General features: G+C 60.1%; 22 protein-coding genes, 1 tRNA gene and 1 pseudogene. 7 read left to right on the top strand and 17 right to left on the bottom strand.

Features of this window, described 5'->3' with window-relative positions:
- Window positions 1-44 precede the first annotated feature (44 nt).
- The 4 genes from JJN09_RS12765 to JJN09_RS12780 all read right to left on the bottom strand — a co-directional run bounded on the left by JJN09_RS12765 (window position 45) and on the right by JJN09_RS12780 (window position 3,706).
- Entirely contained in the window at window positions 45-932 is an 888-nt protein-coding gene (locus JJN09_RS12765) for a LysR family transcriptional regulator (RefSeq protein ID WP_249490451.1), read from the bottom strand.
- Between the two features lie 104 nt (window positions 933-1,036).
- Complete coding sequence (locus tag JJN09_RS12770; RefSeq protein WP_249490452.1) at window positions 1,037-2,224, bottom strand: MFS transporter; 1,188 nt, start codon at window positions 2,222-2,224, stop codon at window positions 1,037-1,039.
- A gap of 151 nt (window positions 2,225-2,375) precedes the next feature.
- Window positions 2,376-3,407: an NAD(P)-dependent alcohol dehydrogenase gene (locus JJN09_RS12775; protein WP_249490453.1), complete on the bottom strand. Its 1,032-nt coding sequence runs from the start codon at window positions 3,405-3,407 to the stop codon at window positions 2,376-2,378.
- A gap of 65 nt (window positions 3,408-3,472) precedes the next feature.
- The gene (locus JJN09_RS12780; protein WP_096821642.1) at window positions 3,473-3,706 is read right to left on the bottom strand and encodes a hypothetical protein; all 234 of its coding nucleotides are present in this window, start codon (window positions 3,704-3,706) and stop codon (window positions 3,473-3,475) included.
- 164 nt (window positions 3,707-3,870) lie between these two features.
- Between JJN09_RS12780 and JJN09_RS12785 the strand changes: the two genes are divergently transcribed.
- From JJN09_RS12785 to JJN09_RS12795, 3 genes are all read left to right on the top strand, one after another.
- Window positions 3,871-4,515: an ATPase gene (locus tag JJN09_RS12785; protein ID WP_249490454.1), complete on the top strand. Its 645-nt coding sequence runs from the start codon at window positions 3,871-3,873 to the stop codon at window positions 4,513-4,515.
- An 85-nt stretch (window positions 4,516-4,600) separates the two neighbouring features.
- Window positions 4,601-4,942, top strand: a complete 342-nt coding sequence (locus tag JJN09_RS12790; RefSeq protein ID WP_249490455.1) for a hypothetical protein — start codon at window positions 4,601-4,603, stop codon at window positions 4,940-4,942.
- 154 nt (window positions 4,943-5,096) lie between these two features.
- Window positions 5,097-5,489, top strand: coding sequence for a DUF1801 domain-containing protein (locus JJN09_RS12795; protein WP_249490800.1), 393 nt, complete (start codon window positions 5,097-5,099; stop codon window positions 5,487-5,489).
- A 52-nt stretch (window positions 5,490-5,541) separates the two neighbouring features.
- Here the strand turns inward: JJN09_RS12795 and JJN09_RS12800 are convergent.
- The 6 genes from JJN09_RS12800 to JJN09_RS12825 form a co-directional block, all read right to left on the bottom strand.
- Window positions 5,542-5,616: transfer RNA gene (locus tag JJN09_RS12800), tRNA-Gln, on the bottom strand.
- A gap of 199 nt (window positions 5,617-5,815) precedes the next feature.
- Complete coding sequence (locus JJN09_RS12805) at window positions 5,816-6,043, bottom strand: hypothetical protein (protein ID WP_249490456.1); 228 nt, start codon at window positions 6,041-6,043, stop codon at window positions 5,816-5,818.
- Between the two features lie 77 nt (window positions 6,044-6,120).
- Window positions 6,121-7,584: a GDL motif peptide-associated radical SAM/SPASM maturase gene (locus tag JJN09_RS12810; RefSeq protein ID WP_249490457.1), complete on the bottom strand. Its 1,464-nt coding sequence runs from the start codon at window positions 7,582-7,584 to the stop codon at window positions 6,121-6,123.
- Between the two features lie 103 nt (window positions 7,585-7,687).
- Window positions 7,688-8,257 carry a DUF1842 domain-containing protein gene (locus JJN09_RS12815; protein WP_249490458.1) on the bottom strand — a complete coding sequence of 190 codons (570 nt, stop codon included), beginning with the start codon at window positions 8,255-8,257 and terminating at the stop codon, window positions 7,688-7,690.
- A 41-nt stretch (window positions 8,258-8,298) separates the two neighbouring features.
- The gene (locus tag JJN09_RS12820) at window positions 8,299-8,928 is read right to left on the bottom strand and encodes a DUF1842 domain-containing protein (protein WP_249490459.1); all 630 of its coding nucleotides are present in this window, start codon (window positions 8,926-8,928) and stop codon (window positions 8,299-8,301) included.
- A 33-nt stretch (window positions 8,929-8,961) separates the two neighbouring features.
- A complete protein-coding gene (locus JJN09_RS12825; protein ID WP_114886659.1) occupies window positions 8,962-9,147 on the bottom strand; it encodes a DUF1843 domain-containing protein in 186 nt (61 codons plus the stop codon).
- A gap of 550 nt (window positions 9,148-9,697) precedes the next feature.
- Between JJN09_RS12825 and JJN09_RS12830 the strand changes: the two genes are divergently transcribed.
- Window positions 9,698-10,615, top strand: coding sequence for a LysR substrate-binding domain-containing protein (locus JJN09_RS12830; RefSeq protein ID WP_249490460.1), 918 nt, complete (start codon window positions 9,698-9,700; stop codon window positions 10,613-10,615).
- A gap of 37 nt (window positions 10,616-10,652) precedes the next feature.
- On the opposite strand, the gene leuD is transcribed toward JJN09_RS12830, so the two are convergent.
- From leuD to JJN09_RS12860, 6 genes and pseudogenes are all read right to left on the bottom strand, one after another.
- Window positions 10,653-11,261 carry a 3-isopropylmalate dehydratase small subunit gene (leuD, locus tag JJN09_RS12835; protein ID WP_249490461.1) on the bottom strand — a complete coding sequence of 203 codons (609 nt, stop codon included), beginning with the start codon at window positions 11,259-11,261 and terminating at the stop codon, window positions 10,653-10,655.
- A gap of 3 nt (window positions 11,262-11,264) precedes the next feature.
- Entirely contained in the window at window positions 11,265-12,686 is a 1,422-nt protein-coding gene (leuC, locus tag JJN09_RS12840; RefSeq protein WP_249490462.1) for a 3-isopropylmalate dehydratase large subunit, read from the bottom strand.
- A 149-nt stretch (window positions 12,687-12,835) separates the two neighbouring features.
- A complete protein-coding gene (locus JJN09_RS12845) occupies window positions 12,836-13,348 on the bottom strand; it encodes a GNAT family N-acetyltransferase (RefSeq protein WP_249490801.1) in 513 nt (170 codons plus the stop codon).
- Window positions 13,346-13,903: pseudogene (locus JJN09_RS12850) on the bottom strand (HD domain-containing protein); the annotation flags it as partial. The gene JJN09_RS12845 and the pseudogene JJN09_RS12850, both read right to left, overlap by 3 nt.
- An 85-nt stretch (window positions 13,904-13,988) precedes the next feature.
- Complete coding sequence (locus JJN09_RS12855; protein WP_249490463.1) at window positions 13,989-14,546, bottom strand: helix-turn-helix transcriptional regulator; 558 nt, start codon at window positions 14,544-14,546, stop codon at window positions 13,989-13,991.
- Between the two features lie 78 nt (window positions 14,547-14,624).
- Window positions 14,625-15,029 carry a RidA family protein gene (locus JJN09_RS12860; RefSeq protein WP_249490464.1) on the bottom strand — a complete coding sequence of 135 codons (405 nt, stop codon included), beginning with the start codon at window positions 15,027-15,029 and terminating at the stop codon, window positions 14,625-14,627.
- A gap of 134 nt (window positions 15,030-15,163) precedes the next feature.
- Here JJN09_RS12860 and JJN09_RS12865 point away from each other — a divergent pair, with 134 nt between their 5' ends.
- Window positions 15,164-16,111 carry a LysR family transcriptional regulator gene (locus JJN09_RS12865; protein ID WP_249490465.1) on the top strand — a complete coding sequence of 316 codons (948 nt, stop codon included), beginning with the start codon at window positions 15,164-15,166 and terminating at the stop codon, window positions 16,109-16,111.
- A gap of 67 nt (window positions 16,112-16,178) precedes the next feature.
- Window positions 16,179-17,339: a radical SAM protein gene (locus tag JJN09_RS12870; RefSeq protein WP_249490466.1), complete on the top strand. Its 1,161-nt coding sequence runs from the start codon at window positions 16,179-16,181 to the stop codon at window positions 17,337-17,339.
- On the opposite strand, the gene JJN09_RS12875 is transcribed toward JJN09_RS12870, so the two are convergent.
- Window positions 17,321-18,208: a LysR substrate-binding domain-containing protein gene (locus JJN09_RS12875; RefSeq protein WP_249490467.1), complete on the bottom strand. Its 888-nt coding sequence runs from the start codon at window positions 18,206-18,208 to the stop codon at window positions 17,321-17,323. The two genes, JJN09_RS12870 and JJN09_RS12875, sit on opposite strands and share 19 nt — an antisense overlap.
- Window positions 18,209-18,345: 137 nt before the next feature.
- Here JJN09_RS12875 and JJN09_RS12880 point away from each other — a divergent pair, with 137 nt between their 5' ends.
- Window positions 18,346-19,398, top strand: a complete 1,053-nt coding sequence (locus tag JJN09_RS12880) for an agmatine/peptidylarginine deiminase (protein ID WP_096821657.1) — start codon at window positions 18,346-18,348, stop codon at window positions 19,396-19,398.
- The last annotated feature ends 3 nt before the right edge of the window (window positions 19,399-19,401 follow it).

Genomic DNA, 19,401 nt, shown 5'->3' on the forward strand with positions numbered 1-19,401 from the left:
ATTAACATGGCTGTCAGCGCGCGGCAGTCCTGTCCGGGCCTGAGTCAGGCGCTGGAGGAGAACGCACTCAGCAGATAATCGCGTACATACACCAGGCTCGGACTCTGCAACGCGTTCTTGCGCCACACTAGATACAGCACGTTGACGGGGGCTTCGCCGGGCGCGGTTGGGGATATCAATCGGCCGTCGGCAATCGCCTCGACACATTGATAATCCGGCAGGACCGTCCAACCGTGGCCGCCGAGCACCAGGTCCTTGATGATCCGCAGGTCCGGAATGGTCAGCGCCGCTTGCAGTTGCGGGGCGATCTGGAACATTGACGACCACAGCGGACGCACCAGGGCCAGGTCTTCGTCGAAGGCAATCAGCGGCACCTGGGTCAGTTGTTCTTGAGTCGGGTGTTTCCCCAGTCGATCCAGCAGGCTGGGTGCGTAGACCAGCAGCATGCGTTCGGTCAGCAGATGGGCAAAACCGTGGGTCTGCTCGTCGGGCAGGGAGGCGGTGATCGCAAAATCGATGTGCTTTGATTCGAGCATCTCGTAGATGCGTTTTTTCGCGCCGGTGTGAAAGCGCAGCAGGAAACCCTCATCCATCAGCGGCGCCAGCCGGGCGGCGACCTGCGAGTGAATGAAGTCCGAAGGCCCGACCAGATGAATCGTGCCGCCTTTGAGCCGCCCGGGGCGCAGCGAGGCGATCTTGTTTTCCAGACCGTCCAGAAAAGGCGCGACCGAGCGGGCCAGTTCATCGGCGGCCTCGGTCGGTTCGACGCCTCTCGGCATGCGGTGGAACAGCGGTTTGCCCACCAATGCTTCCACGGCCTGGACATGCATCGAAGCCGCGGGCTGGGTGATGCCCAGCTGCTCGGCGGCTTTGGAAAAGGATTTGGCGCGGTAGGCTTCGAGGAAGGTTCGCAGGTGAGTGAGGTGGCTCATGGATTGACGACGTCCGGGGGCTGAATCTGGTTTTTACCATGGCAGGCGACCGATGTGCTCGCCTCGGGAAATCGCCGTTGCGGCGTTTCCCGAGACGAGGCCGATCAGGCGTTATCGACTGGGCGATAACGCGGCGAGGAGTTCGTCGACATCTGGCCGAGAATCAGCAGCAGACCGAGTGCCGAAACCACTGCACCGGTAAGGCCGACGTAGCTCAGTCCGACCTGGCTGATGGTCACGCCACCGGCCACCGAGCCGAGGGCAATCCCGGAGTTGAAACCGGCAATGTTCAAGCCTGCGGCGACGCCGTGGGCATGAGGTGCGTGCTGTTCGGCAATCCCGATCAGTCGTGCTTGCAAGGCCGGCACAGCGGCGAAGCTGAACATCCCGAGCAAAGCCACCAACACTCCCATCAGCACTGGCGAACCGGAGAACGCCCACATGCCGGCGGTGACCAGTGCGATCCCGGCGATCAGCGTGGCGCTGGCACGGTCAACGCCCCAGGCATCGGTGAGCTTGCCGCCGAGCATGTTGCCAATGGCGGCCATCACGCCGTACAGCAACATGAACACGCCGACGGTGGTGGCGGTGGTGCCGGTGACCTCAGTCAGCACTGGAGCGATGTAGGTGTAGGCAACAAACGAACCCGCGTAACCGAGCACGGTGACCAGCGCGCCGGCCAGCAGTTTGCGGTTGACCAATGCTTTGAGGCTGTCGACTGCCGAACCGCTGCTGGTCGCGGTCGGCAGCGGATCGCGCATACCGAACAGCAGCCCGAAGAAGCCGATCGCACCGAATACCGCGATGGCGGCCAGCACCAGACGCCACGACATCACGCCTCCCAGATACGTGCTGATGGGCACGCCAATGGCCATGGCCAGCGTGAAACCACCGAATACAACGGCGACGGCGCTGCCTGCCCGACCGGGGCCCGCCAGGCGCGCAGCCGTACTCGACGCCACGGCCAGGAACAGGCCGTGGCCCATGCCGGCGATGAAACGGGCAACAAGCATCGGTGTCAGCGTGCTGGCAAACGCAGCGGCAAGACTACCTGCACTGAACACCAGCGCCGTAGCCAACATCACATTCTTGCGCGACCAACTGGCGGTCAGTGCACTGAAGATCGGTGCGGCAACGGTTGCGCCCAATGCATACGCAGTGATGGTCGCGCCGGTCGCTTCGACGCTGACACCCAGGCTTTGCGCTATGACTCCGGTCAGGCCGATCGGCACAAATTCAGCGAGCCCAAGGGCAAAAGCGCTGAGGGTGAAGATATAGATGACAAATGGCATGGGAGCCTCTCGCAAGTGGAAGATGGCGAGAGGCTAGGGCGTAATAAGCCATAAATGAAATTCTGTTTTAGACGTGCAGGTATAAAAATATTGATAGGTATTTCGCAAGGCAAAAAAAAGACGCGTGAGTATTTGGCTCACGCGTCCTTGTTCATTTGCTGGCGTTCAACACAATCCGATAGCGCGCCTTGCCGCTGCGCAGATGTTCGACGGCTTCATTGACCTTGCTCATCGGAAATTCCTCGACCTGCGGCAGGATCTGATGCCGTGCGCAGAACTCAAGCATGGTCGCCGCCGTGGCAGGCGAGCCAACCGGTGAAGCAGACAGAGACTTCTGTTGGGGAATCAGATTGAAGACGTGCACCGGAATCGCGTCAGGCACGATGCCGACGAAATGCAGCCGGCCCTTGCCGCGCAGGGTGCCGAGCATGGCCGTCCAGTCGAGGTTGGCGTTGGCCGTGATCAGCAGGAAATCCAGTGTGCCGGCGATCGCTTTCAATGCATCGCTGTCGGTGGAGGCAACGACCTTGTGGGCACCGAGGCGTTTGGCTTCGTCTTGTTTGCTCAGTGACGAGGTGAACGCCGTGACGTCGCAGCCCCAGGCATTGAGAAAGCGCAGCGCCAGGTGGCCGAGGCCGCCGATCCCGACGACACCGACTCGGTCAGTGGGTTTGATGCCAAATTCCACCAGCGGGTTGAATACCGTGGAGCCTGCGCAGAACAATGGGCCGGCCAGGGCCGGGTCGAGGTTGTCCGGGAGCTTCAGGGCCCAGGCCCAATGAGTGCGCAGTCGGTCGGCAAAACCGCCGTGACTGCCGATGATCGTGGGTTTGGCGGTGGCGCAAAGGTGATGGGAGCCGCCGATGCAGGACGAACAATGCATGCAACTGCTCTTGTACCAGCCGATGCCGACCCGCTGGCCGACTTCGAGGCCGCGGACCTGCGGGCCTGCACGCACGATGCGGCCGACTACTTCGTGACCAGGAATGAACGGGTACTGGCTGATGCCCCAGTCGTTGTCGATCAGCGACTGGTCAGAGTGACAGACGCCGCAATACTCCACGGCGACTTCGACTTCTTCATCCCCCAGCGGACCGGGATCGTAGCTGTAGCGCTCCAGTGGTGCGCCGGCCGATGTGGCGGCCCATCCGGTAAACGTCGTCGGTTCGGTGTTATTGCTCACAGGACACCTCCAGGTCTGGCGCTGCGGGCGCAGCCTGAAGAGTCTAGCGGGTCATCGGGGGATCGCTAGAGCCAGGTGTCCAGCACGCGTCGGTCGAGTTCTTCCCAGTCCGCCATGCCCAGCACTCGCGTGGTATTGAGCCCGCGCAGATAGCCGCGCAATTGATTGGCAACGGCCCGTACCGACTCAGAATCGTCCGCTGACTGGCCCAGCACGGTTTCGTATTCGACGAGGTATTCGGCTACCCGGTCGCGGAATTCGGGCAGGACGGCATCGCGGATCAGATCAAAGGTTCGCACGGATAATCCTCATTTGTTTTCGTTGTGATCGAGTGTGCAGCAGTCTGCACGCTGCACAACTATTGGTTCAAGTAATAGTGACCATCAAGAAACGCAAGTTCTGCTTTGTGGCCGATAGGCGGAAAATCGCCTCCATCGAACACGCTGCTGAAGGAATTTGCGCGATGAAGACTTTGACCCGACTGGCTGTAGTCGCCCTGCTGATGGGCGGGGTGGCCGTGACCGCACCGACTTACGCAAGCGACGCCGGTACGTGCCATTTTCTGCCCATCGTTGGTGCCAGCAGCGGGCTGCAGCATTCGCAAACCGTGGGTGTGCTTTACAGCGAAAACACGCTGGAGAACCAGCAATACCTGGAGCGTTACCACGACGTGGCGGTGAATGGTGCCAAGGATGCGCTCGATGCGCGGATCCGCGACGCCTTCGTCAACAGCTCCGATCCGGAACTGGCCATCGACTGGTTGATGAGCTCGCTGCAACAGCAATTTCTCTCGGTGACGGTCTACGACAACCTGGATTCACTGGTGCAGGCGCATCCGGACGTGGTGGTGATGCTCGACACCCACAACCGTTTGCTGACCCAGCGCAACAGCCAGGTTGAAGCGCGGTTCGTCGCACGCTTCTACGACGCCAACCTGCAATACATCGGCAAGGCCGAAGGGGCTGTGCAAAAGCAGATGCCTTCGGTGTGGGTCCACAACAAGGCAGCGCCAGAGATCGCAGCGCAGATCGAGCAGCAACGGGACCTGCAATTCAGCGCCCTGAAGCAGTTCGACGATTCGCTCAAGGCCTTGGTGACGGCTGGCTGAACACACTTATTAAAACTGCAACGGCAGCGCCCGTGACGCTGAACGTTGCTTGAGAACCGAACCCTTTATTTTCAGGATTTTATCCATGCGTGTTTTTTTTATCCCTGCCATGGCCTCTGCCACGTTGTTGCTGACTGCTTGCGCCTCCGCGCCGAACGACCCGACGTTGACCCTGCAGACGCACAAGACGCCCGCCCAATACGCCGAATGCGTCGTACCGAAATTGCAGCACGGTGCGATGCGCCCGACGGTCTCGCAGACCCAGCGCAGCTACCGGATCGTGGTGCCGAGCAAGGTGTCGGCGGACAACGTGCTGGAAGCCTACAAGGCGCAGGACGGCGGCAAGGTGTTCTTGTACGAGCGCCACTTGCTGGCTTCAAGTTTCACACCGTCGAGTTTTGAACAGGCTGCCCAGGAGTGCCTGTAACGCCTGACGGTTAACGCTTTTGACGATGCTCCTTTGGTTGGCCGCAACCAACCAATTCCTTTGCCCCGCATTTTGCGGGGCTTTTTTTGCCTATCGTTTGGCGCAGTCGGCGCTACGCTGGATAGCGGACAAGGTTTTTCGGGAGAAACAGGATATGAAGAAGGACAGCAGCGTCGCGGCGACGGAGAATCCCTCTGCACTGATCGACGCAAGAATCAAGGAATTGAACGACTGGCGCGGCCAGAAGCTGGCCGAGATTCGCGCAATCATTCATGAGGCGGACCCTGAAGTCGTCGAGGAGTGGAAGTGGCGGGGCGTTCCGGTCTGGTCACACAACGGCATCATCTGCACCGGGGAAACTTACAAGGCCGTGGTGAAAATGACGTTTGCCAAAGGCGCGGCGCTGGAGGATCCGTCGGGGCTGTTCAATGCCAGTCTGGAAGGCAATACCCGGCGGGCGATTGATGTTCACGAAGACGACAAAATAGATGCAAAGGCACTGAAAGCGCTGGTGCGTTCGGCGATTACGTTGAATTCAAAAAAATGATTTGCCGTTGAAGGCAGAGGTGAAGCGGAGGAGGGTGAAACGAGGAAGAAAATGGCAGGGGCGGCTGGATTCGAACCAACGCATGGCAGGATCAAAACCTGCTGCCTTACCGCTTGGCGACGCCCCTGTAGCTATTGGTTTCAGTCCCGAGAGGACCTCTGCAACAGTGGGCGGCACTTTACCAGCGCTCTTGCGTTCTGGGAACCCCTGAGGCAAATAAATTTCATGGAAAACAGCTACTTATTTCCCGGAAAGGAGAAAACAGGCGGATTTTCTGGATGAAAGGCAGGTCCAGGTCCTCCCGAGTTACCTGGACCTGACCTGTGCTAGTTGCCATCGGCTACCTTGCGTTCGATCTCGTCGGTTTTCCTTTTGAGTTCTTCGGCGTCCTGTTCCTTGGTTCGAATGGAAGAAGGCGTGATGGTTTCATCCACGGCTTGTGTGTCGTGGTCGCTGTCCCGAAGATCCCGTTCGACCACATTGACCGGTTTGCCGGAGCTGTCGGTGGGCGGGGCATTTGAGGTAAGGGTGGGTTGGTTCTCTTCGCTGTTCATATCGCAGGCCTCCAGTGGCGTAATCATTGGATACGCAGCGATGTGGCGAGTTCGAGTTTTTTATTCATCCCTGTATTTCAACCCAATGTGCTCGGCGCCACCCCCAGCAAACCCGTCAACGTGTTCATGATCGCCTGCTGACGGGCGCGATCTGTCTGGTGCCTGGCTTCGGCGGCGGCGACGTCGGCGTGGCAGTGCGGGCAGATCGATTCATGTGGGTGGATGTATTGCAGGCAGCTGCGGCACAGCGCCAGTTGCACGGGGATGCGTCCTTCCTCCGGGGATTTCTGGCCCTGATTGATCCAGGCGAGTTTGATCACCTGGCCGCTATCACTGACGCTGCTGACGTGCTCGCCGGTGTCGATGCGCTCGGTGATCAGGTCGAAGCGTCCGACGGCGAAGGAACGCTGCGCCGCGTCTTCGATCTTGACGATGCGCTCGCGCAATCCGCGTTTTTGCAGTTCCAGGGTGCGGTAATGGCAGTACGGGTTATTACCGGGTTTGCCCAGCAATGAGTGAGAGGTCCAGGTGCAGCCGCCCCGGCAGACATCGTTGTAATAGCAGCTGCGGCAGTAACCCCACAGGTCGTCGACCGAGCGCAGACGGCCGAAGTGGATGCCTTCGCTGTAATGCCAGATATCGTGCAGGCTCATATTGCGCACGTTGCCGCCGGAGAAACCGACGGTCGCCAGTGACGGGCAGCCTTTCACCGTGCCGTCGGCTTCGAGGGCCAGTACGGTCTGACCGGCCGCGCAGCCGCTCCAGTGCACGCGCTCGTCACCGAAGCCACGCCACAAATGTTCGTAAGGGCCGTAATAGCCGATGTTGTTGCCGACGTTCATCAGCAGGCCGCGATCCACGCCTTCGCGGTACAAGCGCGCGAGCAGCGGCATCACTTCCAGCAGTTGATAGGGTTGCAGGAGCAGTTCCGGGTGATCCACCGCATTGCCCATGGCCACGGTGATCTGGATCTGCCAATGGGTGGCGCCCAGTTCAATGATCGTGTCCATCAGCTCCGGCAAATCAGGCAACGTGGCCGCGCCGATCTGGGTGTTGACGCTGACGGCCAGCCCGGACGCCTTGGCCCGACGCAGGGTATCGACAGCCTTGTCGAACGAGCCGGGGACGTTGCGCACCTGGTCGTGCAACGGTGCGAGCCCATCCAGTGAAATCCCGACCCCGTTGAGACCCGCATCGACTGCGGCCTGCATCTTCGCCGGTGTCAGATTGCGTCCGCCGGTCTGGATCGCGCAGTACATGCCGTGGTCGTGAATGGCCTGGATCAGCTGCGTCCAGTCCTTGCGCAGATAGGCTTCGCCGCCGATCAACGTGATCTCGCGGGTGCCGAGTGCAGCAAGGGAATCGATTACATCGAGGCATTCACGGGTGTTTAGTTCATCGGGGCGTCGATGCCCCGCGCGCGAGCCGCAATGCAGGCATTTGAGGTCGCAGGCCAGGGTGATTTCCCAGACCACGTGCACCGGCACGTAGCGTTTGAGATCGGTGTCGCTGAGGTAGCGGGCAGGGCGGATGTCTGTCATGGGAGATCCTTGCGCACGGTCCTGTGCGCGGCACGATTGGACTGATCTCGATTCGCCGCAAGACCGAGCGAGGCCTGCAGTGACCTCGCCCGGGGCGTGCGGTTTAGCGTGCTTCCAGACGCGCGATCTCGGCGTTCAGATGCTCAAGGGCACTGCGCAAGGCGCCTTGGTGAGCCACCTGCTGTTCGCCCTGTTGCACCACGGTTTTCAGCTGCGCCAGATCACCGCTGGTTTGCGCTTGCTGCACGGCCACGGCATACAACGGCAGGTTGTGATGTGGTTGTGGTTGTGGTTCAACGATCGGCGCCTGATGCACCGCTACGTGTTTCACCTGTTGCCCGTCGTAGCTGTAATCGACAAAGCCGCTCTCCCAGGTGCCGTCCAGAATGCCTTTGAGATGAAAAGTCTCGGCGATCTGACTGATTGGGCCGCTCGGGTTGCCGTCGAGAACGAGGACAATGTGATTTTCGACCGAGGAGGTCAGTTTGGCCTCGCTATAGTCGCCCCAGACCCGCGCGCGAAAATTGACTGTTGGCCAGGTACTCTGAAAGACACTGGCAACCCCGCTGACTTTTTTACTGACGGTATTGACCAGCAGATCGAGGGTCAGAACCGGGGCGCCGAGCAAGGAATTGCTGGCGATGAGGCGGGTATGAAAAAGTCCGATCGACATGGTGCTACTCCCTAAAGTAAGTGATGGATTCAGTGGCCGGCTCAGCGTGCCTGCAACCGGCTGATTTCCTTCTTCGCGGCTTCCAGTGCGCTCTGCAATTGCGGTTGCTGATCCAATTGCTGCTTGGCCAGCTTCGCCAGGTTTTTCATTTGCGCCAGATCACCGCTGGCAATGGCGCTCTGGATGGGCGCGGCATAAAGGGGCAGGATCGGTGGGTTGTGGTGGATGATCACCGGGCCTGGCTCAAACGGTGGGAAGACCTTCGACTGCACTTCCGCCAAGTGCACAGGGACGTTGTTGACCTCTACCCAGTGCGTGCCATTGAGGTACTGGTAGTTGGCGACGCCTTCTTTCCAGTCAGTGCCGACTACCAGGCGAATCTTGAAGTTGATGATGGAGTTGGAACCGTGGCCACCATGATTGCCTTCGGCGGTAATCAGGATTTTGCTGACGCCGGGTTTCATGACGGTCAGATAGGTGTACTCGCCCCAGACATCCGAGTGGATGTCGAGCGGTGGGTTGGTCGCTTGAGTGACGGTGGCGCCGCCGCTGACCTCATGCTGCGGCGTGGACACCAGCAGGTTGAGCAACAGGCTTTGCGCGCCGGGCAGCCCCGTACCGATGCGGTAACTCACCGGGAACAAGCCGACATTTTGCTGAGTAGCTGACATAGTGATTGCCTCCATTGCAATGTGGGAAATGACCTAGGGTTTTTCCAGACGGGAAACTTCCTTGGCCAGTTTTTCGTACGCGGTTTGCAGCTCTTTCGCTTCCGGCTTCGTCGAATCGCGCTGTTTCAACAAAGTCTTCATCTGTTGCAGATCGCCTCCGGTGATGGCGCTCTGGATGGCGACGCCGTAAGGCGGCATGTTGTGTTTTGAGCCAGTCATATCGAGGGTTTCCTCGTGGTTGTTGGCAAACGTCCCCTTCAGCTGAGGGGAGTCTTTCCTGACAGGCAGGCGACAGCCAGCACCAGGAACCACTGGCGAGGTAACGCCTGATCCGTCCGGATCCGGTGGAGCGAGTCAGTTGATTCGCGCGGGTTCGAGGTGTCTGCCTCGACTCACGCGCAGGCGTCGTCAGCCAAAACCATCAGGTCTGGCGGCGGGCGTCAGTAAAGAGGTTTGCCGGAAAGGCAAAGGGGGGATGTTCACCGGTACGTTGGTCATCTTTCTGTCCTTGATAGAAAGCAACGAAACACAGGGATAGGTTGTTCACTCTTCGAGAGTGCCAACCCGGGCAAGCACAAAAAACCATCCCTGATTTATCTTCCAGTGCTGCTGATGGCGCTCGTCGAGAAACGTTTGCCAAGTGGCCAGCATATCGCCAGCCACGCAACCCTAGTCCTGTTTGTGCGGGGCTGCCAGAAAAAGCGCCGAACGGTCATGGCCACTGCTATCCTTCGCAAATTGCGAGATAAATAGTGGAAAAATTCGGCCTATGAACACGAATCGTGACCAATTTCCCTTGCCCGAAGACCTCAAGGTTTTCCTCACCGTCATTCGCAAGAACAGCTTCGCCAGCGCCGCCGATGAGTTGGGCTATTCGCCGGCCTACGTCAGCAAACGCATCTCGGTGCTCGAAACCACGCTCTCGACAAAGTTGCTGCACCGCACGACCCGGCGCATTGCGCTGACCGACGATGGTGAACGGGTGCGGATCTGGGCGGAAAAACTCCTGGGGGATTTTGATGATTTTCTCGGCGAGATCGCCCAGGCCCGGCATCAGCCGGCAGGTTCGCTGCACATTTGCAGCAGCTTCGGTTTCGGCCGCAATCACGTTGCGCCGGCGATCAGTGAACTGTCGCGAACGTGTCCGAAGCTCGATATTCGCCTGGACGTGTTCGACCGCGTGGTCGATCTGGTGGGCGAGGGCTTCGATCTGGAAATCCTCGTCGGCGATGACCTGCCGGGCCAGCATCTGGCGCGCAAACTGGTCAGCAACCGGCGAGTGCTGTGCGCCACGCCGGAGTACCTTGAACGGCGGGGTACGCCGCAATCACTTGAGGATCTGAAGGATCACGATTGCCTGGTGCTCAAGGAGCGCAACAATTCGTTCGGCATCTGGAACCTGACCCGCGACGGGCGAGATGAATCGGTGCGGGTCAGCGGGCCGTTGTCTTCCAATAGTGGCGAAATCGTCATGGAGTGGGCCTTGAGCGGCGGCGGGATTCTGTTGCGCTCGATGTGGGACGTCAAACCGATGCTCGAACAGGGGCGGCTGGTGCAGGTGCTTGAGGATTACACCCAGAGCGCCGACGTCTGGGCGGTGTACCCGACACGGCTCAGCGAGTCGGCCAAGTTGCGGGTGTGCGTGGAATTTCTCGAAGAGTATTTTCGCGACTTGTCGGTTGAATGAAACCGGGTGGTTCTGTGAACCACCCGGTTTTTTGTTTTCAGCCCAACCAGGGATTCTCCGCGAGATGCCGTGCTTCAAAGGTGCGAATCTGCTCGGTGCGTTGCAGCGTCGTGCCGATGGCGTCCAGACCCAGCAACAGTGACTGTTTGCGCAGCTCATCAATCTCGAAAGCGATCAATGTGCCGTCCGCCAGTTCGATGGTTTGCTCGGGCAGGTTAACGCGGATATGCGCCGTCGCGGGAGCGCTGACGACGTCGGCGACTTGCTTGAACCGCGCGGCGTCGAGCTGAATCGCCAACACACCGTTGCGCTGACAGTTGTCGTAGAAAATCCCGGCAAACGTGGTGCCGATCAGCGCCCGGATCCCCACTTGCTTCAAGCCCCACACCGCGTGCTCACGGCTTGAGCCGCAACCGAAGTTGGGGCCAGTTACCAGAAACGCCGCGTCCTGCCAGGCCGGTTGATTGAGCACGAAGTCAGGGTTGGGTTCGCCCGAGGCGAGCAAGCGCAAATCGAAGAACAGGCCTTTATCGAGCCCCTGACGATCAATGCCCTTGAGGAATTGCTTGGGCATGATCACATCAGTGTCGATGTTGGACGCCAGGAACGGCGCGGCGCTGCCGCTGATAGTGGTGAACGGTTGCATGGCTCAAACTCCCGGCGCGAAGGCGCGAACGTCAGTCAAATGTCCGGTGATGGCGGCTGCGGCGACCATCGCCGGGCTCATCAGGTGAGTGCGCGCTCCAGCGCCCTGACGGCCTTCGAAGTTGCGATTGGTGCTGGACGCACAGCGATCACCTGGCGCCAGTACGTCGTCGTTCATCGCGAGGCACATCGAACAGCCCGATTGCCGCCACTCGAATCCGGCATCGAGAAAGATCTGCGCCAGTCCTTCGTCTTCGGCTTGATCGCGTACCAGCGTCGAGCCTGGCACGATCATCGCTCGCACGTGAGCCGCGACGCGTTTGCCGCGCACCACGCGGGCAACGTCACGCAAATCTTCGATCCGCGCATTGGTGCAGGAGCCGATGAAGGCGTGGCTGATCACTATCTCGCTCAGCAGCATGTCGGGTGTCAGGCCCATATAATCGAGGGCGCGCTGCAAACCCTGACGCAAAATCGGGTCGGGCTGGCTGGCCGGGTCGGGCACTCGTCCGCCGACCGGGGCGGCCTGATCCGGGCTGGTGCCCCAGGTGACCATCGGTTCAAGCGCCGAGACATCAAGGCTGACTTCTCGATCGAACACTGCGCCATGATCGCTGTGCAGGGTTTTCCAGCGCTCGACGGCCTGCTCCCAGATTTCGCCTTTGGGCGCGCGCGGCTTGAGTTGCAGGTAGGCGAAGACCTTGTCGTCCGGCGCCATGAACGCCCCTCGGGCGCCGGCCTCCACGGCCATGTTGCAGATGGTCATGCGCGCTTCGACGCTGAGGTCGCTGATCGCCGGGCCGGCGAACTCGATCGCATAACCGGTGGCCCCCGAAGCGCCAATCTTTTCGATCAGCGCCATGATGATGTCTTTCGAAGTGACACCCGCGCCTAGCTCGCCATTGACCGTCACGCGCAGGGTTTTCAGGCGTTTGTAGACCAGGGTTTGTGTCGCCAGCAGGTGTTCGATTTCCGAGGTGCCGATGCCGAAACCGAACGCACCCAGCGCGCCGTAGGTGGTGGTGTGGCTGTCACCGGCCGCGACCACCATGCCCGGCAGAATGAAACCCTGTTCCGGCGCCACGACGTGTTCGATGCCCTGGCGCTTGTCCAGCACATCGAACAGCTCGATACCGAAGTCGCGGCAGTTCTCTTCGAAATACGACACCTGCCGCGCCCCCCCAGCGTCGGGCATGGTCGCGGTGCGGGTCGGTGCCGTAGGGTTCACATGATCGACCACCGCCAGCGTGGCAGCGGGGCGCCAGACCTTGCGTCCGGCGTCGCGTAAACCGCTGAAAGCTTGCGGGCTGGTGTATTCGTTGGCGACCTGGCGGTCGATGTAAAGCAGCACGTGGCCCTGATCGTCGAGGGTGCAGACCGTGTGACTGTCGATGTGTTTCTGGTACAGGGTTCTAGGGCTGGGCATGGCGTGGGCTCTGTTTCGTCAGGGGCAAAAACGGCTACTGACAGAATATTGATCGCCGAAACGGCATCAAGAGCGCTTTGGTGAAGCGGTTGAACACGAATTGTGAGCAATTCAAGTTGCTCGCTGCCGCTTTCAACGGCAGCGAACGGTTACGCGGTCGCGTCGAAACCCTCGTGATACTTCACCACGCCCACCGGCAACTCACCGCCAAACGCCAACGCCTGAAAGTACTCCGCCGGAATTCCCGGCAACTCCAGGTCTGCCTGAGCCTTGAAGCCGAAGCGGCCGTAGTAGCCCGGATCGCCAAGCACCACGCAACCCACTGCGCCAATCCGCTGTAACTCCGCCAGCGAGGCCTTCATCAGCGCCGAACCGATGCCTTGCTGATGGCGGGTCGGGCACACGGAGATCGGGCCCAGGCCATACCAACCTTGAGCGCCGGAGGAAATCGTCACGGGGGAAATGGCCACATGGCCAACCACCGTGTCGTTGTCAACGGCCACCAGCGAAACGCTGAGCTGACCGGCGCGGCGCAGAGCGTTGACGATGAATTGTTCGGTGTGGCTGGAGTGTTCTTCGTGCTGGAACGCCGCCTCGGTGATTCGGGCGATGGCGTCGATGTCTTCGGGGCGTTCGTTGCGGATTGTGATGTTTGTATTCATGCGTGCTTGGGTATCCCGGTCGATCAGGGTTCGAAGGGTTTCGAACAGCGGATCGGCGTTGGTGTATTGCTTGCCGTAGGCCAGGTTGAAGCCATAGTCGAAGTCTGGCGGATTCTTCCCTTGAGTGTGTTGTAAAAGTGTTTCCAGCTTGTCCAGCGCCTTCACCGCCTTGGCTTCAGGGGAGCTCGCGTTTTCGTAATCGTCCCAGAGTGTGAGGATTTCATTTCTCAGCGCATCGTCCAGGGCGCGGGTGAGCAGCAGCAAGTCGTTGCGCTCCTGTTCGCCCTTGTCGGGAAAGTCGGCTTGATCGACCGCCGGGATGTCACCGTTGATGGCTTCGCCGAGGTCGTGGATGACGCACATTTTCAGGACTTTCAGCAGGTCGAGCCCGGACAGGTCGTCGGCGAACACGATCACCATCAGGCATAGACGCCAGCTGTGTTCGGCCGTGCTTTCGCTGCGTCCGGAAGAGGTGTGAGCGCTTCTGAGGACGTCCTTGAGCCGTTCTGCTTCGCGCAGAAAGTCGAGGCGTCCCTTGATTTTTTTGAGGTTCATACAGTGGCCGGGATAGAGAGAGCAGGGCTCAAAGCCTAGGCCCGGCCCAGATCATCGTCCACGCATAAAATATGCGGCGCGCGGCCTATAGCGTTTCCACCAGCCGTGCGGCGGTGCCGTCCGAAAGTGCGATCCGCGTCCAGCGGCAAAGACTTTCGCGGATGGGAACGAGGGTTGAATCGTTGTGGCCGGTGATGAACTCCAGTGCCGGTGGCGCCTGGATTTCTCGCCAACCGGCGTCATCCAGCAAGGACTCCTTGTGCTGGATTTCGGCCGTCGCAAAACGCCAAAGCGACTGCCCAATCAGATCGCTCAGAGGACTGCTGAATTGCGCGGCGCGGGCCGGGGAGCAGGCCAGCAGGCGATGGGTCAGGTCGCAGACGAGGTGAACCGGGCGCGCGCTGTCAGTGACCAGTCGTGCGAGGGCCTGATCGGCCGCGCTGTCGAGTCGCGCCGCGAGTAACGTTTCGAGTTGCCGATGCGCGTCCGGGTCCATTGCCTGCACACCGCTTTCCCAACGGGAAATCGTCGACTGGGTGACCTTGAACAACTCGGCGGCATGGCTCTGCTTGACGCGATGCAGCACTCGCCAGCGGCGCAGAGCGATGCCGGGCAGGCTGGGCTTCAACAAGGTGTCGGGCATGGCGATGGATCGCAAAAGGAATGCGGGCCGACAGTCTGAAGACTGTCGGCCCGTGCTGCAAATCGACGCGATATCAGGTCATTCCGACACTTTGGCAATCACCTTGATCTCGAACTGAAAACCATACAGCCACGTCACGCCAACCGCGGTAATGGTCGGATGCGGCGCCTCGCCCCAGAACTCGGGCACCACTTCCCAGATGGTTTCGAAGGTCGATTGCGGATCGACCATGAACACCGTCACGTCCACCACATCATCGAAGCTGCCGCCGGCCGCGCCGAGAATGGCATTGAGGTGGGTGAAGGCCAGTCGCACCTGTTTTTTCAGATCCGGTTCCGGAGAGCCGTCCTCAAGGCTCCCGACCTGCCCGGAGACGAACAGAAAGCCGTTGGAACGAACGGCCGGCGAATACCGGTTGCGCTCGTAAAGGGCGTGGCGTCCGGGCGGGAAAACCACGTCGCGTTTTGGCTGGGCGTTGGTCATGGGGTGTCTCCTTCAATGGGTTGTAAGCCTGCGATGGAGAAACTCTAGGGACTTGCGTCGCTGTGATAAACGCGCAACCTTGGCGTTCACTGTTTGGTAATCCCAAACAATCGAGCCGCTATCAGAGGTGGGATATGGACCGTTTTGACGCGATGCAGGCGTTCGCCCGGGTGGTGGAGGCGGGTAGCTTCACCAAGGCCGCCGAGACTCTGCACATGAGCAAGACCACTGTGACCCAGCTCGTCCAGCAACTGGAGGCACGCCTGCGGGTGAAACTGCTCAACCGCACCACACGCAAGGTCAACGTCACCGCCGATGGGGCGATTTACTACGAACGGGTGCTCCGGTTGCTGGCGGATCTGGACGATGTCGAAACCGGTCTCGGCCAGGCTTCGGCGGCGCCCCGCGGGCGGCTGCGGGTGGATGTGCCGAGCCCGCTGGCGCGCCTGATTCTGATACCGGCGTTGCCAGACTTTCACCGGCGTTATCCGGATATTCAGATCGACATGGGCGTCAGCGACCGGATCGTCGATATCATCGATGAAAACGTCGATTGCGTAGTGCGCGGCGGCGAGTTGCTGGACCAGTCGCTGATGGCGCGACGGGTCGCCGATCTGCACCTGGGGGTGTATGCCGCGCCAGGGTATCTCGCCCGCGCCGGCACCCCGGCGCATCCCCGAGAGCTGGAAGACAGCCATCATCGGGTGGTCGGTTTTCTTTGGGCACGCACCGGCAAACCGGTGCCTTATGCCTTGCGCAACGCGAGAGAGAATCTGCTGATCAAGGGCCGGCATGTGCTGGCGGTCGATGATGGCAACGCCTATCTGGCGGCAGGCCTGGCCGGTCTGGGTGTGCTCTGGCTGCCCCGCTACATGTCGGCAGAGCATGAGGCCCGGGGTGAGTTGGTGGCACTGTTCGAGGGGTGGGAGCTTGATCCGATGCCGCTGTACGTCGCCTACCCGCCGAACCGGCATATCAGCCGAAAGCTGCGGGTATTTATCGATTGGGTCGTGGAGTTGATGACTGAGCGTGCCAATGGCCCGGAACTTGCTGGTCGCGCTCTGGGACTGTCAAATAAATAGCGAATAACGGCGATCTCGAAAGTCGGCAGGTCAGGTTGCACCGCTATTCAATCAAGGATCACTCGTAATGAATATGTACATCGATATTGTCGGCGCCTGCAATTTGAGCTGCCCTTCGTGTCCGATGGGTAACTCGGAAAACGCCAATTTCAAGAAAGCCATGCAACTCGATATGTTCAGGAAGATCGTAGAGAAGGCCCGTGGCGAAGGGGTCGAGTCGATTTTTCTGTACAACTGGACCGAGCCGTTGATCCACCCGCGAATCGGCGAATTTGTCGAGATCATCAACGCGGCCGGTATGCGCAGCGGTATCAGTTCCAATCTGAATCTGGCGAAAAACATGGAGGCGGCGATGCTCGCCAATCCATGGTTCTTCCGCATCTCGCTGTCCGGCTTCTTTCAGCAGACGTATGAACAAGGGCACGTGGGCGGTGACATTGAAGTCGTCAAGGCCAACATGATCAAACTGCATGAGCTCAAGCAGAAACATGGCTTGACCACGATGATCGAGGTCTATTACCACCGCTACCTGGACAACATCGAAGAAGAAGAGCTGATGCGCGAATTCAGCCAGGCCCTGGGCTTCGAGTTCTCGAGCGGCTTTTCAGTGATGATGCCGCTGGAGAAGACGCTGGCGCTGATCGAGCGCGACCCGTCGGTGACCGATACCGATCGCAAGACCCTGCAGCGACTCGCGCTGCCGCCTTATGACGACCTGGTCAATCTGGTCCGCCAGTACCCCAAGCAGGCATGCACACTCAAGGATGACTGGCTGGTGCTTGACTGCAATGGCAATACCGTCTTGTGTTGTTCCATTTTCAATCAGACCGAATATCAAGTCGGCAAATACCTGGACATGCCGCTGGCGCAACTGACCGAACGCAAGTCCACTCAGTCGAACTGCGTCGACATGTGCAATCGCTGCGCGAACAACGGATTGCACATCTACGCTATGTCCCCCAACACGGGATCGCTGAAAAGTCACGCCATCAACCGGATTGTCGATTTCCACCAGCGCTCGATCAACGGCTTGCCGGTCGACGGCGAAAGGCTTGGGCGCAATGGCGAAGTCAGTGCCGAGAACTTCGACGAAGCGCAATACCTGCATATGAATCAGGACGTCAAGAACGCGATTTCCACCGGGGCTTTTACCAGCGGTTATCAGCATTACGTAATGTTCGGTCGACTGGAAGGCCGGCTCGGCGCAGGTCAATACTCAGTCGTCTGAGCCAGCGGGTCGGGTTCTGCCAGTTGAGTTGACAGCCATTGACTGAAGCATCGCGCCATCGGGTCGTTCTCGCTGTCGCGATGCGTCAGCAAGGCCCAGTTCGGGCCACGAATGGTTTGCTCCACCAGTGGCTGCAACAGCCCGTTTTGCTGCGCCTGGCGGCTGAGCAACTGACTGACCAGCGCAATCCCCAGACCTGAGCACGCCGCGTCCAGCAACAGGCCCGGATCAGAGAAGTTCAACCCCTGATCCTGCTGGCCGACATCGATCCCCGATTCCACCGCCCAATGGCTCCAGTCCATTTCCCGCTCGCCGTGCAGGGTTGTCCGCTGCGCTGCGGGCTGCGCCAACACGCTCGGATGGCACGCCGGATATAGGCGGTCGGCAAGCAGCACCTTGAAGCTGCATTCAGCCTGGGAACTGATGTCGTCGCGCACGGCGATATCGATGGTTTGTGTCGCCATGTCCGGCACTTCATCGGTGCTGTAAATCCACAGATCCACATTCGGGTACTTACGGCGGAAATCCCCCAGACGCGGCAGCAACCAGTGCCGGGCAAACGCTGGCGTGGTGTTGAGCACCAGTTGATTGGGTTTCTGGTACTGCCCCAGCCGCCGGATCCCCACCGACAGTTGCTGCAGCATCGCCTGGGTGGTGCTGAGCAGATCGTGACCTGCGTCGGTCAGGCTGACGCTGCGCCCGCTGCGGAAAAACAGCGGCTGCTCCAGGTACGCCTCAAGGCTGCGGATCTGCTGGCTGATGGCCGATTGCGTGAGGCTCAGTTCCTCGGCGGCCTTGTGAAAACTGCCCAGCCTTGCGGCGGCTTCGAAACCGCGCAACGAGCTGAGGGGTGGCCAGTGTTTCAGCATGATCGATAAGTTCCTCTAATCAGTTTTCCGCTAAATCCATCGTTTGTTTGCCCTTCAGGCCGCCATTAGCATGCACGTCAACGCCGCCAAGGCTGTTTTCATTGAACACAATGGCTTAACTCAAAGGGCTTTTTACCATGCAGCAGAACAAAAACAACAACAGCGGTTGGATGATGCCGGCAGAGTGGGTGACACACGCGGCGACCTGGATGGTCTGGCCACACAATCAGGCCTTGTGGGAGTCGGGCTGGCGCGTGACCTTGCCGTTGGTGCAGGAAGATTTCGCCCGCGTCGCCAATGCCATCGCCCGGTTCGAACCGGTGAAAATGGTTGTCGATCCGTCGGCCATCGCCAGCGCCAAAGCCTTGTGCGGGCCGAACATCGAACTGATTCCGCTGGCAGTCAACGACAGCTGGTGCCGCGACTCCGGCCCAAGCTTCGTCGTTCACCCGGAACAAGGTCTGGCCGGAGTGAGCTGGCGCTTCAACGCCTGGGGCGGCAAGTCGGCACACGACCTGGACGAAAGTCTGGCCCGTCGCGTGCTTAATCACCTGGGCGGCGAGTGCTTCGGCACGGCGCTGAGCAACGAGGGCGGCGCGATCCATGTCGACGGCGAGGGCACGTTGATCACCACCGAATCGGTGCTGCTCAACCCCAATCGCAACCCCGGCGTGAGCAAAGCCGAGATGGAAGAAATCTTCAGTCGCCTGCTCGGCGTGAAGAAAACCATCTGGCTGCCGGGCGATCCGGATTACGTCACCGGCGACATGACCGACGGCCACGTCGATGGCGTCTGCGCCTTCGCCCGTCCCGGCGTGTTGCTGGTGGACGCGACTCACGATCGCAGCTCGGTGTACGCCGAAGTCGTGCGGGAAAACCGTCGCGCACTGGAGCTGGCCACCGACGCCCAGGGTCGCAAGTTCGAGCTGATCGAGCTGTATGAAGCCACCGACGCGGTGGACACCGAAGCCGAAGTGTTCTGCGCCTCGTACACCAACTTCTACATCGCCAACGGCGCGATCATCATGCCGGCGTACGGCATCGAGGCCGACCATGTGGCGGCAGAAACCCTGGCCAAGGCGTTCCCGGGCCGTGAAGTGGTGCCCGTGCAGATCAATCACCTGGCCCATGGTGGCGGCGGTGTGCACTGCATCACCCAGCAACAGCCAGCCTGGCCGGTGGAGGGTTGATCG

This window comes from Pseudomonas sp. HS6 (genome assembly GCF_023375815.1).
In the GTDB taxonomy this organism is placed as follows: Bacteria; Pseudomonadota; Gammaproteobacteria; order Pseudomonadales; family Pseudomonadaceae; genus Aquipseudomonas.

Excerpts from the sequence above, each read along its gene's own strand:
- JJN09_RS12875 (WP_249490467.1), bottom strand. The coding sequence starts at position 18,208 with ATGCTGAAACACTGGCCACCCCTCAGCTCGTTGCGCGGTTTCGAAGCC.
- JJN09_RS12805 (WP_249490456.1), bottom strand. The coding sequence starts at position 6,043 with ATGAACAGCGAAGAGAACCAACCCACCCTTACCTCAAATGCCCCGCCC.
- JJN09_RS12765 (WP_249490451.1), bottom strand. The coding sequence starts at position 932 with ATGAGCCACCTCACTCACCTGCGAACCTTCCTCGAAGCCTACCGCGCC.
- JJN09_RS12795 (WP_249490800.1), top strand. The coding sequence starts at position 5,097 with ATGAAGAAGGACAGCAGCGTCGCGGCGACGGAGAATCCCTCTGCACTG.
- JJN09_RS12830 (WP_249490460.1), top strand. The coding sequence starts at position 9,698 with ATGAACACGAATCGTGACCAATTTCCCTTGCCCGAAGACCTCAAGGTT.
- JJN09_RS12870 (WP_249490466.1), top strand. The coding sequence starts at position 16,179 with ATGAATATGTACATCGATATTGTCGGCGCCTGCAATTTGAGCTGCCCT.
- JJN09_RS12810 (WP_249490457.1), bottom strand. The coding sequence starts at position 7,584 with ATGACAGACATCCGCCCTGCCCGCTACCTCAGCGACACCGATCTCAAA.
- JJN09_RS12785 (WP_249490454.1), top strand. The coding sequence starts at position 3,871 with ATGAAGACTTTGACCCGACTGGCTGTAGTCGCCCTGCTGATGGGCGGG.
- JJN09_RS12865 (WP_249490465.1), top strand. The coding sequence starts at position 15,164 with ATGGACCGTTTTGACGCGATGCAGGCGTTCGCCCGGGTGGTGGAGGCG.
- JJN09_RS12815 (WP_249490458.1), bottom strand. The coding sequence starts at position 8,257 with ATGTCGATCGGACTTTTTCATACCCGCCTCATCGCCAGCAATTCCTTG.
- leuC (WP_249490462.1), bottom strand. The coding sequence starts at position 12,686 with ATGCCCAGCCCTAGAACCCTGTACCAGAAACACATCGACAGTCACACG.
- JJN09_RS12855 (WP_249490463.1), bottom strand. The coding sequence starts at position 14,546 with ATGCCCGACACCTTGTTGAAGCCCAGCCTGCCCGGCATCGCTCTGCGC.
- JJN09_RS12770 (WP_249490452.1), bottom strand. The coding sequence starts at position 2,224 with ATGCCATTTGTCATCTATATCTTCACCCTCAGCGCTTTTGCCCTTGGG.
- JJN09_RS12860 (WP_249490464.1), bottom strand. The coding sequence starts at position 15,029 with ATGACCAACGCCCAGCCAAAACGCGACGTGGTTTTCCCGCCCGGACGC.
- JJN09_RS12845 (WP_249490801.1), bottom strand. The coding sequence starts at position 13,348 with ATGAATACAAACATCACAATCCGCAACGAACGCCCCGAAGACATCGAC.
- JJN09_RS12825 (WP_114886659.1), bottom strand. The coding sequence starts at position 9,147 with ATGACTGGCTCAAAACACAACATGCCGCCTTACGGCGTCGCCATCCAG.
- leuD (WP_249490461.1), bottom strand. The coding sequence starts at position 11,261 with ATGCAACCGTTCACCACTATCAGCGGCAGCGCCGCGCCGTTCCTGGCG.
- JJN09_RS12790 (WP_249490455.1), top strand. The coding sequence starts at position 4,601 with ATGCGTGTTTTTTTTATCCCTGCCATGGCCTCTGCCACGTTGTTGCTG.
- JJN09_RS12820 (WP_249490459.1), bottom strand. The coding sequence starts at position 8,928 with ATGTCAGCTACTCAGCAAAATGTCGGCTTGTTCCCGGTGAGTTACCGC.
- JJN09_RS12880 (WP_096821657.1), top strand. The coding sequence starts at position 18,346 with ATGCAGCAGAACAAAAACAACAACAGCGGTTGGATGATGCCGGCAGAG.